At 63.3% G+C, this 14545-nt stretch carries 10 protein-coding genes and 1 pseudogene; 3 read left to right on the forward strand and 8 right to left on the reverse strand.

The window, feature by feature from the left end:
• Both U5805_RS21890 and hutC read right to left on the reverse strand, forming a co-directional pair.
• Positions 1-357, reverse strand: a pseudogene (locus U5805_RS21890) (urocanate hydratase); the annotation flags it as partial.
• 332 nt (positions 358-689) lie between these two features.
• Positions 690-1403 (reverse strand): histidine utilization repressor, encoded by a 714-nt coding sequence (gene hutC / locus U5805_RS21895; RefSeq protein ID WP_322105592.1) that lies wholly within the window; start codon positions 1401-1403, stop codon positions 690-692.
• 582 nt (positions 1404-1985) lie between these two features.
• On the opposite strand from hutC, the gene U5805_RS21900 reads away from it, so the two are divergent.
• From U5805_RS21900 to U5805_RS21910, 3 genes are all read left to right on the forward strand, one after another.
• The gene (locus U5805_RS21900; protein ID WP_322105593.1) at positions 1986-3371 is read left to right on the forward strand and encodes a TIGR00366 family protein; all 1386 of its coding nucleotides are present in this window, start codon (positions 1986-1988) and stop codon (positions 3369-3371) included.
• A gap of 181 nt (positions 3372-3552) precedes the next feature.
• Positions 3553-4134: an ankyrin repeat domain-containing protein gene (locus U5805_RS21905; protein WP_322105594.1), complete on the forward strand. Its 582-nt coding sequence runs from the start codon at positions 3553-3555 to the stop codon at positions 4132-4134.
• Positions 4135-4483: 349 nt separating this feature from the next.
• Positions 4484-4849 carry a hypothetical protein gene (locus tag U5805_RS21910; RefSeq protein WP_158953867.1) on the forward strand — a complete coding sequence of 122 codons (366 nt, stop codon included), beginning with the start codon at positions 4484-4486 and terminating at the stop codon, positions 4847-4849.
• 104 nt (positions 4850-4953) lie between these two features.
• Here U5805_RS21910 and U5805_RS21915 read toward each other — a convergent pair whose 3' ends face one another.
• From U5805_RS21915 to U5805_RS21940, 6 genes are all read right to left on the reverse strand, one after another.
• Positions 4954-6390 carry an efflux transporter outer membrane subunit gene (locus U5805_RS21915; RefSeq protein WP_322105595.1) on the reverse strand — a complete coding sequence of 479 codons (1437 nt, stop codon included), beginning with the start codon at positions 6388-6390 and terminating at the stop codon, positions 4954-4956.
• A 4-nt stretch (positions 6391-6394) separates the two neighbouring features.
• Positions 6395-9559 carry a multidrug efflux RND transporter permease subunit gene (locus tag U5805_RS21920; protein WP_322105596.1) on the reverse strand — a complete coding sequence of 1055 codons (3165 nt, stop codon included), beginning with the start codon at positions 9557-9559 and terminating at the stop codon, positions 6395-6397.
• Between the two features lie 3 nt (positions 9560-9562).
• Positions 9563-11080, reverse strand: coding sequence for an efflux RND transporter periplasmic adaptor subunit (locus U5805_RS21925; RefSeq protein ID WP_322105597.1), 1518 nt, complete (start codon positions 11078-11080; stop codon positions 9563-9565).
• 440 nt (positions 11081-11520) lie between these two features.
• Positions 11521-11739 (reverse strand): hypothetical protein, encoded by a 219-nt coding sequence (locus U5805_RS21930; RefSeq protein WP_322105598.1) that lies wholly within the window; start codon positions 11737-11739, stop codon positions 11521-11523.
• A 245-nt stretch (positions 11740-11984) separates the two neighbouring features.
• Positions 11985-13307, reverse strand: coding sequence for an MFS transporter (locus tag U5805_RS21935; RefSeq protein ID WP_322105599.1), 1323 nt, complete (start codon positions 13305-13307; stop codon positions 11985-11987).
• Between the two features lie 39 nt (positions 13308-13346).
• Positions 13347-14522 (reverse strand): M20 aminoacylase family protein, encoded by a 1176-nt coding sequence (locus U5805_RS21940; protein WP_322105600.1) that lies wholly within the window; start codon positions 14520-14522, stop codon positions 13347-13349.
• Between the last annotated feature and the right edge of the window lie 23 nt (positions 14523-14545).

The raw sequence follows: 14545 nt of genomic DNA on the forward strand, positions 1-14545 counted from the left end.
GGTCGCCCAGTGCGGCACGAGATTCGAATTGGCGAGCAGCACGCGCGGCGCGTCGGCGTGCGTGCGGAATACGCCCACCGGCTTGCCCGACTGGATCAGCAGTGTTTCGTTATCCTCAAGATCCTTGAGCGAGGCGAGAATCTGGTCGAAGCATTCCCAGTTGCGCGCGGCGCGACCGATGCCGCCGTACACCACGAGCGCATGCGGATGCTCGGCGACTTCGGCGTCCAGGTTATTCTGGATCATGCGATAGGCCGCTTCCGCGAGCCAGGTCTTGCAGACCTTCTCCGGGCCGCGCGGTGCGCGAATCGTGCGGGTGGGGTCGAGGCGGGGATCGGTGAAGTTGGGATGGTTCATGGCGTCCGTGTCGGGTCGGATTGGCAAGGTAAAAGGCGGCGCCCGCTCCTGCTCGGTGTCTCGCAGGCATGGGGGGCTGCAACGTGAACCTAGTCTAACGCCGTCAAGTTGTATATACAACTCGTTTTCAAAAAAGTTGGCTAGGTAATTACCCTGAACGAAATGCGGATTTTTCTGCACTTTTGTGCGTGCGGCGGCCTGCGCGTGCGTGCATATTGACTAGACAGGTGTGCGAATGCACCGCGAAGGGAACGGCGCAACGTCAGTTTGGCGCCCGGCAGGACAGCCGGGGCAGCGGACGAAAAACAACAAGCCGGCGCGGGCCGGCTGGCTCAGACCGTGCCCGCGAGATGAAACCGCGACGACGGATGCCACAGCCGCACCGAAGTCGCCACGTGCTCGCCGACCCACGTGCGGCGCAGCAGCAAGAGGCACGGCTCGCCCACTTCCATGTCGAGATATTGGCGCACGCGCGCTTCGGGCTTTTGCGCGTAGATGCGGAATTCGGCGCGCTGAATGGGCGCGAGACGCACCATATAGTGATTCGGCGTTTCGGCCGTGAAGTCCTGCGCGAGATACTCGGGAAACACCTCGGGATTCACGTAGCGGTCTTCATACTGAATCGGCTCGCCTTCCTCGAAATGAACGATGCGCGAATGAAACGCCGGGCCCGCACGCAGTTCCAGTTCGGCGACGGCGTTCGCGTCGTCGCTCGTTTCGAGCGCCAGCACGCGCGCGGAATGACGATGACCGCGCGCCGTGATTTCATCGGCGATATTGCGGATCTGCAAGACCGTGGATTCGTATTGGCGCGGCGCCACGTACGTGCCCGAGCCGCGCACGCGATTGAGCACGCCCTCGGCCATCAACTCGCGCAACGCGCGCGACACCGTCATGCGCGCCACGCCGAACTCCTTCACCATTTCCGTTTCCGAAGGCACGACGTCGCCGGGCTTGAGCACGCCGCTTTCGATCTGCGCGAGCACGTGGCGCTTGATTTGTTCGTAGGCCGGCAACGGAGCGCCACTGACCGTTTTCTTTTGCATGGTCTCGATCTGGGAATTTCGGGGCGGAGCACATTGTACCGCCCCGCCATGGCGGAAATTTTCATGTGCGCTCTTTTCGCGCGCATTCGAATGCAGGCCCCGATGCCTGGTCATCCGAACTAATTTTCATGCGTGGCACACGGTTTTCGCGTTGTTGCGGAACGGCATTCGAATGCCGCTATATTGCTTTCCGGTTTCATGAATATTACAAATTTGATTCATTCATCCCCAATTAGAAGAAACATAATGCACACGCAAAATATTGCAGCCTTGACATTCGCCCGGCATAAAGCGAATATTGCGGCGTTCGATTAACGAAACCGCGTTCGTATTACGAACTCGAGAATAATAATGAACGGGCTGGCCGCTTCGTCATGCAACGCCGCATGGGAGGCGCGATTTGAACCCGCTGCGCCGGGGCGGCATCGCCTCTCGCAAATGGAGGAGCGCCGCGCCTGTCTCCCCGTCCACCACGCTCGCTCCGGCTCGCCGGCGGCACGGTGCGGGACCATCCGCAACTCGACGCCGATCCTGTCTGCTCCGGCCAGCCGCAGCCTTATGCTGCGAACACGCTGAAAGAGCATGAAAAGAGACCTCCAGACTGAACCCCGTGCCCCGCGCCAAGGCGTCGTGGCTGCCCTCGTCTACGTTTTCGAACGCGTCATGCCCGACCCGTTCGTGCTGTCCATCTGCCTCACGCTCGTGGTCGCGCTGCTGGCGCTGGCCATCGCGCCGCACGGCAACGTTCCGGTGCTGCTCGATTCCTGGTACACGGGCACGTTCGGCATTCTCGGCTTCGCGTTGCAGATGATCCTGATCCTCGCCACCGGCTATGCGATCGCCGAAGCTCCCGTGATCCAGCGCGTGCTGCGCGCGCTCGCTTCCAGGGCGCACACGCCCGCGCGCGCCGCGCTGCTCGTGTTTCCCGTCGTGGCCGTGGCCGCGTGGCTGAACTGGGGCCTCGGGTTGATCGTCGGCGCGCTGCTGTCGCGTGAGATCGCGCGTCGCGTCGACGTCGATTTCGCCTGGCTCGTCGCGGGCAGCTATTCGGCGTGGTCGATCTGCAATAGCGGACTGTCCAGCTCCATCGCGCTTTCGCAGGCTTCGGCGGGCAATGCGCTCAATCTCGTCGAAAAGGCCACCGGCCACGTCATTCCGCTGAGCCAGACCGTGTTCGCGCCCTTCGTGTTCGTGCCCACGGTGCTCGTCGTGGTCGTGATGACGTTCATCTTCATCCGCATGCATCCGAAGCCGGAGCACGTGGCGGCCTTCCGCGACGCCGCCGAAGCCGAAGCGAACGACGCCGACGGCGACCCGCACGCGCGCATCGGCGACGCCTCGCCTTCGTTCGCCTCGCGCCTCGAACAGTCGATGTTCGGCACGCTGCTGCTGCTCGTGTTCGGCGTGGGTTATCTGTGGATGGAGTGGAGCGAAAAGGGTTTCGATCTCGACATCAACACGACCATCCTGATCTTCCTGCTGATCGGCCTCGCGCTCCAGCGCACGCCCATCGCCTATGCGAATGCGATTCGCCGCGCCGCGCGTCAAACTGGTTCGATGCTGCTTCAGTACCCCGTCTACGGCGGCATCATGGGCATCATGAAGGGCACGGGTCTCGCCTCGATGATCGCCAAGGCATTCGTGACGATCGCCACGCCGCTTTCGCTGCCGCTCTGGAGCTATCTCAGCTCGCTCATCATCACGCTGCTCGTGCCTAGCGCGGGCGGTCACTGGGCCGTGCAAGGGCCGTTCGTGCTGCCGGCCGCGCTGAGCTTGCATGCTTCGGTGCCGCGCACGGCAATGGGCGTGGCGATGGCCGAAAACGTCTCGAACATGCTGCAACCGTTTTGGGCCGTGCCCATCGTCGCCATCGCGGGCATTCGCATTCAGCGCGTAATGGGCTACACGGCCGTGACGTTCGCGGTGTCGCTCGTGATTTACGCGGCCGCGCTCTGGCTCGTGCCGTAAGCGCCCGCGCGCGGCACTCTCCACGGCGCGCTCGCGGCGCTGCGCCAGTTGCCTTCGGGCGGCTCGCGCAGCGCCGTTTCGCTTGACGCGCTCCCTCCATCGCGGACGCCTTGGGCTCGGCGCTTGCCCGGATCGGCGACAATGGGCACGACTGTCCCACACCTCGCTCAAGGAGACCGCCATGACCGTCAACGCGCCTTCGTCCCCGTCCGATTCGCCGTCCAGTTCCGGGGGCGCCGGCGGCCCGGGAGGCTCGGGAGGCGGCGAGTTCGATCCGCGTCTCGTCGAGTTCGCGCATCAGGTGTTCGACACCGCGCGCCGCGGCGAAGCCAATACGCTCGCCAATCTCATCGATCAGGGCTTGCCGCCCAACCTGCGCAACGAAAAAGGCGACACGCTCGTGATGCTCGCGAGCTATCACGGCCATGCGGCCGCCGTGCGCGCGCTGGTGCAGCGCGGCGCCGATCCGAACCTGCGCAACGACAATGGCCAGACGCCGCTCGCGGGCGCCGCGTTCAAAGGGTTCGCCGACGTCATCACCGCGCTGCTCGATAACGGCGCCGACGTCGAAGGCGCCTCGCCCGACGGCCGCACCGCGCTCATGATCGCCGCCATGTTCAACCGCACCCAGATCGTCGACCTGCTGCTCGCGCGCGGCGCGAACGCCTCGGCCCGCGACGCTTCCGGCAACAGCGCGCTCGACGCCGCGCGGGCGATGGGCGCGGCGGACACGTTCGCGCAACTGGGCGGCGCAAAGGATTGAGAGCCGCGAAAATAGGGGGCGAAAACGCGATTGGGGCAGCGCCGGACCGGCGTCGATTCGCGGTGCATCCGTCCACTCCGCACGCAAGGCCACGCATCGCGCACGATTCGTGCTCTCGCCAGGTGTGCTGATGCACCTATCGCGCGTTACGCGGACGCTCTCCTGGTGTCACTCCTGGTTTGCATACGACAGGCCGCCAGGCGACGCTATCCGTGCCGATGCGTGCAACCCGCGTCGGCAGGGCCGGTGCGGGCAGGCGCATTTTTTCGGCTCGTGATATCGTTTTGTCATCGGATTCGAAGCCTGCTCCGTCTGCCAATCGAACTTCGTTACCTTCGCGAGCGTCGCCATGAGTGATGTACGCCACCATCTAAGCCCGCGCGACCGCGTGGAACTCCTCTGCTGGCTCACCTGCGGGAGCCTTGGAGCCTACTACCTCAACGAATCCTGGCCGAACGCGGCATTTCACGTGCAGGCCGCGCACAAATGGCTCGACCGCCACGCACGCGAGGCCGACTGGCTCGCCATTGCCCGACTCGCGGCGCTCGCGCAGGACATCGCGCAGCAGCACGCATGGTTCGTCGACGCGGTGTGGGCGCGCGACGCCGTCGAGGAAATTCTCGATACCGACGACCTCAACTATCAGGCGAAACTCGTGCTGCAAGTGCTCAAGGATTGCGAGCGCGCCCTCGCCGACCGCCGTCCCGCCGACTGAGCCAGAGCCGGCCGCCCGAAAAAAACGCGATTCTCCGCCGAACGCACCGCAAGCAGCGAACGCGGGCGGCGGCGCGTTTATCCGCCGTCATGCGAGCCGCGCCTTCACGATTGCGGCTTCGCAAGATTCGCCGAATCCGTTTGCGCCGGCATCCAGCCATAACCGAGCGCCTTGTACAAATTCACGATTTGCGCGAGCTGCTGATCCTGCAACGACGACTGCTGCAACTGCGCCGCGAACAAACTGCGCTCCGCGTCCAGCACTTCGAGATAACTCGTATAACCGCCCTCGTAAAGATCGCGCGAAAGCGACGAATACTCCGCGAGCGCGGCCACCTGGCGCGTGGTGGCGTCGAGTTGATCGCGCGTGCGCGCCACGCCCACAAGCGCGTTCTCGACGTCGGCGAATGCCTGCTGAATCGTCTGTTGATAGCTGAACAAGGCTTCCTGTTGCACCGCTTCGGCCTGATGCACGGAACCGGCAATCGCACCGCCTTCGAATATCGGTTGCGTCACCGCGCCCGCGAACGACCACACGCGAGCCGGGCCAGTCCACAAGCCCGAAAGCGCCGTGCTCGCCGCGCCGAACAAACCGGTGAGCGAAATCTGCGGAAAGTACTGCGCGCGCGCCGCGCCGATCGACGCATTCGCCGCCACGAGCGCCTGCTCGGCCTGAAGAATGTCGGGACGCCGTTCGATCAGCGTCGAAGGCAAACCGGCGGGAATGGCGGGCGCGCTCAATTCGGTGATGGATTTGCCGCGCGCAATGGGGCCGGGATTTTGACCGAGCAGGAGCGAAAGCGCGTCCTCCTGTTGCGCGATCTGCTGCTGGATCGAGAACACGGAAACCTGAGCCGATTCGTACTCCGAACGAGCTTGACTCAGTTGCAGCTTCGACACCACGCCGCCGCCAAAGCGCTCCTCGAACAATTGCAGCGCGCCCTTGCGGCTTTCGAGCGTGGCTTGCGCGATCTGCAACTGATTGTCGAAGTCGCGCAATAACAGATACGACGTGGCCACGTTCGCGACAATGGCGATACGCGTGGCCTGCTGCGCCGCCTGCGTGCCGAGATAGTCGGCGCGCGCGGCTTCGGTCAAACGCCGCAAGCGCCCGAACAAATCGAGTTCCCACGCGACCATGCCATTCAATTCCACCTGATTGCCGACGGCGGGCGGATAACCGGGCGCGGGCACGCCACGGCTGCGCGACGCGCCAAAATTCGCGCTGACCTGCGGAAACAGACCCGCACGCGTGACCACGTAGCGCCCGTAAAATTCTTCGACGCGCGCCGCGGCAATCGCGAGATCCTTGTTTTGCGCCAGCGCTCTCGCGATCAAATCGTTCAGCACGGGATCGTTGAATTGCGTCCACCAGTCGAGCGAAGCGTCCACCGCTTCGGCTTGCGGCAACGCGTATCGGTACGACGAAGGCGTCTCCACGACCGGCCGCCGATAATCGGGGCCAACCGCGCACGCCGCGAGACAGGCGCCCGCCACGGCCAGCACGAGCGGACGCCCGGTACGATGCAGGATCGGCTTCATCGCGTCAGCCCTCCTGCGAAGGCGGCAACGCGGGCGGCGCGCCCACGTGCGGTTCGGCGTTCGGCTTCTTGCGCGACGACAGCGTTTCGAGGCCCCAGAAGAACATCGGTATGAAAAAGAGCGCGATGAGCGTCGCGCCCAGCATGCCGAAGATCACACCCGTGCCCAACGAGCGCCGACTGGCCGCCGACGCGCCGCTCGCTATCGCCAGCGGCACGCAGCCGAGTATGAACGCAAGCGAAGTCATGATGATGGGCCGCAAGCGCAGCCTCGCGGCGCGCAACGCGGCTTCGTACGGCGAAAGCGCTTCTTTTTCGCGCATTTCCACGGCGAACTCGAAGATAAGAATGGCGTTCTTCGCGGCCAGCGCAATCAGCACCGTCAAGCCGATCTGGAAGTACACGTCGTTTTCCATGCCGCGTATGAAGATGCCGACGAGCGCGCCGAACAACGCGAACGGCACGGCCAGCAGCACGCCGATCGGCAACGACCACTTCTCGTACTGCGCCGCGAGAATGAGGAACACCATCAGCAGTGCGAATGCGAACACGAGCGCCGCCGTGGAGCCCGCTTTCTTTTCTTCGTACGCTTGACCACTCCACGAATAGCTGTAGCCTTCGCCGAGCGTTTCGCTCGCGATCTGCTCCATGACCGCAATGGCTTCGCCCGAACTGTGCCTCGGCGCGGCGTCGCCGATAATCTTCGCCGCCGGGAAATTGTTGAAGCGGTTCACGATGTCGGGGCCGGGCACGAAGCGGAACGTGGTGACGGCTTTGATCGGCACCATGTCGCCGTTGCGGCTGCGCACGTAAATCTGCTGAATGTCGTTGGGACTCGTGCGGTATTGCGGCTCGGCCTGCACGATCACCTGAAAGAGCCGGCTACCCTTCGGAAACTGACTCACGTATGACGACCCGAACATCGTTTGGAGTGCCGAGTAAATGTCCTGAACCGGCACGCCCAGGGTTTCCGCGCGCTCGCGGTCCACTTCCACGAGCAGTTGGCGCGAATACGTATTGATGGTCGAATTCACGCCGCGCAACGCCGGATTCTGCCGCGCCTTGGCGATGAACTGGCGCACCTTGTCCTCGAGTTGCTGATAATTGCCGTCGCCGGCGCTTTGCAGCCAGAATTCGAAGCCGCCGGTGGTTCCGAGGCCGGGAATGGAAGGCGGATTGACCGGCACCACCACGCCGTCCCTGAAACCGCCGAACTCCCTTTGCGCATCGCGAATCAGGTCTTGCGCCGTGCCGTTCGCACCGCGCTCGCCGAAACCCTTCAGGGTGATAAAGAGCGTTCCGGCATTCGCTTTGTACTGCGAATCGATCAAGCTATAGCCGATAGGCGCGGCGACGGAACTCACGGCGGGCTGCTTCGCGAACCAGTCCTCGGCGCGTTTCGACACGGCGCCCGTGCGGTCCAGACTGGCCGCGTCGGGCAATACGACGGCGCCCAGCAGATAGCCTTGATCCTCCACCGGCAAGAACGACGACGGTATGGTCTTGAACAGGCCGCCCGTGGCGATCAGCATGACGACAATCAGGCCAATGGAAAGAATCACGCGGCGTATCGCGCTTTGCACCCAGCTTCCATACCCTTCGGTCAAGCGCTCGAATTTGTCGTTGAACCAGCGGAAAAACCGGTTCTTTTTGTGCTCGCCAGGCTTGAGCAGAATGGCCGCGAGCGCGGGCGACAACGTCAGCGCGACAATGCCCGACAACACCACGGAAACCGCGATCGTCACCGCGAACTGTTTGTACAACTGCCCGGTAATGCCCGAAAGAAATGCCACGGGAATGAACACCGCGAGCAGCACGAGAACGATGGCGACGACCGGCCCGCTCACCTCGTCCATCGCGCGTTTGGCCGCCTCCTTGGGCGGCAAGCCGAACTCGCTCATATTGCGTTCGACGTTTTCGATCACGACGATGGCATCGTCCACCACGATGCCGATGGCAAGCACCATGCCGAACAACGTGAGCATATTGATCGAAAAGCCGAACGCCATCATGCCGATGAATGCGCCGATGATCGAAACCGGCACCGCGAGAATCGGCACGAGCGTCGCGCGAAAACTTTGCAGGAAGATAAATACCACGAGAATCACGAGGATGACCGCATCGCGCAACGTATGCACGACCTCGCCGATCGACCCGCGCACGAACTCGGTCGTGTCGAGCGCCACTTCGTATTTGAGCCCCGGCGGAAAGCTCTTTTGCAATTGCTCCAGCGTCTGGCGCACCTGCTTCGCGACTTGCAGCGCATTCGCGCCCGGCTGCTGATACACGGCGATCAGCGTGGCCGTCTTGCCGTTATAGCGGCCTCGCAGCGAGTAATCTTTTGCGCCGAGTTCCGCATGACCGATATCCTTGATTCGCACGATGGCTGCATCGCCCGACGCGGCGCGCAGAATGATGTTGTCGAAATCCGCGGGCTCGGTCAGGCGCCCCTTGGTTGCGACGGGAAAAGTCTGCTGCACGGGCGACGCGGTTGGCGACTGACCCAGGCGCCCCGCGGAAAACTGCTGGTTCTGCTGACTGATCGCGTTCTGCACGTCGGCCACGGTAATGCCTAGCTTGGCCATGCGATCGGGCTTGATCCAGATACGCATGGCGTAATCGGCCGAACCGAAGATCGACGCCTGATTCGCGCCCGGAATGCGCTTGAGCGCGTCGAGCACGTAGACGTTCGCGTAGTTCCCCACATAGGCCTGATCGTAGGCGTTGTCGGGCGAATAAATGGCGATCACCATCATGAACGCCGACGATCGCTTCTGCACGGAAACGCCCTGCGCCGTGACCGCATCCGGCAACGTAGGCAACGCGAGATTCACGCGGTTCTGCACGTCCACTTGCGCGAGCGAAGGGTCGGTGCCGATATCGAAATACACGGTGAGCGTCATGTTGCCCGTCGAGGAACTCGACGAGTTCATGTACATCATGTTGTCCGCGCCGTTGACTTGCTGCTCGATCGGCGCGGCCACGTTTTGCGCCACGATGTCGGCGCTCGCGCCCGGATACGACGCGCTCACGGTGATCGTGGGCGGCGCGATGTCGGGGAACTGCGCGATCGGCAGATTGAACATCGCCACGAGACCGGCGACCACCAGCACGATCGAAATGACCGACGCGAAGATTGGCCGGTCGATAAAAAAGTGGGAGAACTTCATCGTTCAGCCTCCCGCAGAGGCCGGGAACGTCACGTCCACGCGCCGCGACTTGTCGGGCGGATCGCTCGCGACAACGCGCGCGGGCTTGCGCATGTCGATGCGGGCATCGGGCACGCCCGCGACGATCAGCGCCGAACGCACGGTGTTCGCGCGCGCATGCGCGAGCCGCTCGTTCGCCGCATACGAGCCGCTCGAATCGGTATAGCCGGAAATGACGACGCGCGCGCCCGGTGCGCTCGCGAGGCGGCGCGCGACGTCGGCGAGCGCCGTGGCCGATTGCGCGTCGAGACTCGCGCTGCCGGTGGCGAAATACAGCGCGGTGCGATTGCCCTCGACTTGCGGACTGGTCGTCGCGTTCGCGTTGCCGTTGCGTTGCGATGCACCTGTCGATGCTTCCGCCGATGTGGATGTCGATGCCGATGCCGACGAAGCCGACGTCGATGCGGCCCCGGAAGCGCCCACGCCCGTCTGCGCAGCGCCTGGATCGGCTGCGCCGCTCGCGGGCGCGGCGGCCACGAGATTCGCCTTGACCGACGCGCCGGGCATGAGCCGCAACGTGTTGCTGACGATCACGCGATCGCCCGCGTGCAAACCCGACTGAATCACCCAGTCGTTGCCGTTCCACTGCCCCGTTTCGACCGACCGTTGCTGCGCCTTGCCGTCCTTGTCGACGGTCCACACATAGGCGCCGCGCGGCCCTTGCTGCACCGCATCCTGCGGCACCGCGACGGCCGACGCGCGCTCCGCGCCCAGCAGCTTGATACGCACGAACTGACCCGGCCGCAGCGCACCGTTGGGATTGGGCATTTCCGCGCGAATCAGATACGTGCCGGTATCGGAACTCAACGACGCATCCGTAAATGCGATGTGGCCGCGCTGCGGATACGTGCTGCCGTCGGCGAGCACGACCACGGCTTCGAGCTTGCCGACTGGCGGCAGCTTGAGCGAACCGTTGCTCGTTTGCGTGCGTAAATCGAGGATTTCGTTTTCGGAGAGCGAGAAGTTGATCCACATGGGATCGAGCTTCGCGACGTAAGTGAGCAGGCTATTGGTGGCGTCGATATACGACCCATCCTGCTTCTTGGCAAAACTGGAAAGCCCCGTGACGGGCGAAGTGATAGTCGTATAGCCGAGATTGAGCGAAGCGCTCGTGACATTCGCGCGCGCCTGTTCGAGCGCGGCGGCGGCGGCCTGCTGCTGGCCGATCGAATCGTCGAGATCCTTCTGGCTCAACGCGTTCTTCGCCGCGAGCGGACGCACGCGATTGAGATTGGCCTGCGCGGTATCGAGCCGCGCCTTCTGTTGCGCGTATTCGGCCTGCGCGGCGTCGAGCGCGGCTTGAAACGGCTTGCGGTCCATCACGAACAGCACGTCGCCTTGATGAACCAGCGTGCCTTCCTGATACACACGCTTTTCAAGGAAGCCATTCACGCGCGCGCGAATTTCGACTTGTTGCGAGCTTTCCGTTTGGCCCACGTATTCGTAGACCACGGGCACGTCGCGCAAGGCAACGTCGATCACGTCGACGTTCGCGGGCGGCGGCGCCGAAGCGGCAGGTTTGTTTTCATGGCAACCAACGACAGCCGCCAGCAACCCCAAGGACAAGCACAAAGGGGCAAGCCGAGTTACGCGTGTCATGCTGCTCTCCGTTGTCGACGATCTGCGCTGGACCGACGAGGCGAGTCAGTTAGGCATTCGTTCACCACGCGTAAAGCTGACTGGCGCTCGCAATGAATACTACTGTTTTTCCAGCCGATGGAGAACGAGAGTGACGAGCAGTCTGCATTGCGGCAACATCAAAACGGCAATCGTTCAACGATCATCAGAATTATTTCGGCATTCGAAATAAATTCTGTTCGAGTCGTTCGCTAACCTGTACGTGCTAGAGATCATTCGAAGGACGAGACGCAGTCGTGGCGACGAAATTACCATCGCCACGACTGGAACGCATGTAGCCGGACTCAACGCTGGAGTTGACGAACCATGCCGAATTCGGCGTGCGCAAGCGTGCGCATGAGCAGCGCCATCGCATCGGCGAGGCGGCGGCGATCGACTTCGACGTGCAGGCAAGCGAGGTCGCGACGGCGGTCGATATCAATCGTATGCACGCCGAGCGCGGCGCCCAGCAGGCCATGCAGTGCGCAGCGCGCGAGTTGCGCGTCGTGCGGGGCGACTCGCACGATCAGTTGCACGGCCGCCGGTTGCGAATTCGCGCGCGCTCGCGAACCCAGCGTGGAAACGCGCCGGCCAGCCGCGCCGTTGCGATTCGCGGAGGACGATCTTTGGGGTGAAACGATGGACGTCATACGGCGGGACGCGGAAGTTGAACACGCATCCATTCTAGAAATCGCCGTATAAAGCGGCCGTAAAGAAACGCGGCGCATGCGCTAAAAAGCCATAGCGCGCGCCGCGCGAACGGCGATTCTCAATCGAGCGGTCGTCCCGCCGGTTCGCGAACGAGCGGCAACGCCAGCAGCGAAACCGCGCCGCAGCCGATCAAATACCACGCCGGCGCCAGCGGATTGTCGAGCAGTTTGATGAGCCACGTTGCGAAGAACTGCGCGAAGCCGCCGAAGATCGACACGCCCACGCAATACACGATCGACATGCCGGTTACGCGAATCCGCTGCGGAAAAAGTTCGGGCAGCATGACGATATTGGGCACCGCCGTGAACGCGAGAATCACACCGAGCGCGGCCACCACGGCAAGCACCGTGGCTATGCTCGGCATGGCGTGAATGACCATGAACGCGGGATAGATCACGGCGATCAACGCGACGCGCGAAACGCCCATCACCCACTTGCGCCCGACGCGATCCGAAAGCATGCCCGCGAACGGCGAGCACACTGCCGTAACGAGCGCCGCGACCAACGCCGCGCTCATGCCCACCGACATCGGCATGCCGAGAATCTTGATCGCATACGTCGACATATAAAACAGCACGATGTAGTTCGCCGCCGTACCGCCGATGGTCGTCACTATGCCGGCCACGAGCGCCTTGCGATGCCGCGCGAAAATCTCGCGCACGGGCCGAGCGACGTCGGTCACGGCTGCGCTTTCGACAGGTTCGGGATGCGCGAGCGTTTCGTCGAGATGGCGGCGAATATACACGCCTACGGGCACCACGAGCATGCCGATCACGAACGGCACGCGCCAGCCCCAACTTTCGAGCGCGGACGGCGAAAGCACCGTCGAAAGCGTGACGCCGATCAGTGCGCCGCACACGGTGTTGAGCCCTTGGCTCACGAATTGCCAACTGCCGTAAAAGCCGCGCGAACGGTCGTCGGCATATTCGAGCAACAGCGAAGTGGATGCGCCCACTTCGCCGCCTACCGCGAAGCCTTGCACGAGACGCGCGAGCAGGATGAGCGCGGGCGCCGCGAGGCCGATCTGCGCATACGTGGGCGCGAAAGCGATCAACGCCGAGCCGAGCGCCATCAACCAGAGCGTGAGCGTCATCGCGGCCTTGCGTCCCGCACGATCCGCGAAGGCGCCTATCACGATACCGCCCAGCGGCCGCACCACGAAGCCCACGCCAAAGCTGCCCACGGCCAGCATCAACTGATTGAGCGCGCCATGCACCGGAAAGTACAGCGAACCGATGATCGACGCGAAAAAGCTATAGACGGTAAAGTCGAAAAACTCCAGCCCATTGCCGAGTGTGATTGCGAAAATGGCTTTCGCGCGCGAGCGGCGCGTGGAGGCACGCGCCGTGACGTCGTGAGCCGGTATCGTGGTGGCGGTCATCGTGTGTCTCCTTGTTGAGCGTGCCCGAATTGACGCCGGCTATGCGCGCAGAAACCGTTCAGTGAGTTTGACCCAGTACGCTGCGCCGGCGGCAAGGCAGTCGTCGTTGAAATCGTAACCGGGGTTATGGACCATGCAGCCGCCCTCGCCGTCTCCATTGCCGATGATCAGATAGCTGCCCGCGCAACGTTCCAGCAAAAACGAAAAGTCCTCGCTGCCGGTAAGCGGCGCCATTTCGCCGATCAACCCTTCCTCGCCGAGCCAGTCGCGAGCCACGTCTTGCGCGAACGCCGTCATCGCTTCGTCGTTGACGAGCACGGGATAGCGGCGCTGATAGTCGATGCGAGCCGTCGCGCCATACGCGCTCGCCTGGGCGTGTACGAGCGCCGTGATGCGCGCTTCGAGCAGATCGCGCACTTCGGGGCGCAGCGCACGCACGGAGAGCTTCATTTGCGCGGTTTGCGGAATCACGTTCGGCGCGTCGCCCGCGTGAATCGCGCCCACGGTCACGATCGCCATGTCGAGCGGCGGCACGTTGCGCGAAACGACGGTTTGCAACGCCAGCACCACATTCGCGCATACGACCACGGGATCGACGGCCTTGTGCGGCATCGCGCCATGACCGCCGCGCCCGTCGATGTCGATCACGACCGTATCGGACGAAGCCATGAACGGCCCCGCTCGAAAGCCGAATCTGCCGGTCGGAAAGCCGGGCATGTTGTGCATGGCGAACACCGCGTCGCAAGGAAAGCGCTCGAACAGTCCGTCGTCGAGCATGCGTTTCGCGCCGCCAAGACCTTCTTCGGCCGGCTGGAAGATCAAGTGCAAGGTGCCGTTGAAATCGCGCGCCTGCGCGAGATGCTTCGCGGCGGCAAGCAGCATGGCGGTGTGGCCGTCGTGTCCGCACGCGTGCATCTTGCCCGCAACGCGGCTTTCATAGGGAAGACCCGTATTTTCGTGGATCGGCAATGCGTCCATGTCGGCGCGCAAGCCGAGACGCCGCGTGCCGTCGCCCGACTTGAGCGTGCCCACGACACCGGTGCCGCCAAGGCCGCGATGCACTTCATAGCCCCATTGGGCGAGCTTTTGCGCGACGAGATCGCTCGTCACGAACTCTTCGAAGCCCAGTTCGGGATGCGCATGAATTTCGCGGCGCAACGCGATCATTTCTTCCTCGATCGCGGCGATTGCCGCAGGAATGGCCATCGTGTTCATGCGTCGTTTCCTCTCGTCGAATA

Origin of the sequence: Paraburkholderia sp. J41 (assembly GCF_905220235.1) — a bacterium.
Lineage (GTDB): Bacteria > Pseudomonadota > Gammaproteobacteria > Burkholderiales > Burkholderiaceae > Paraburkholderia.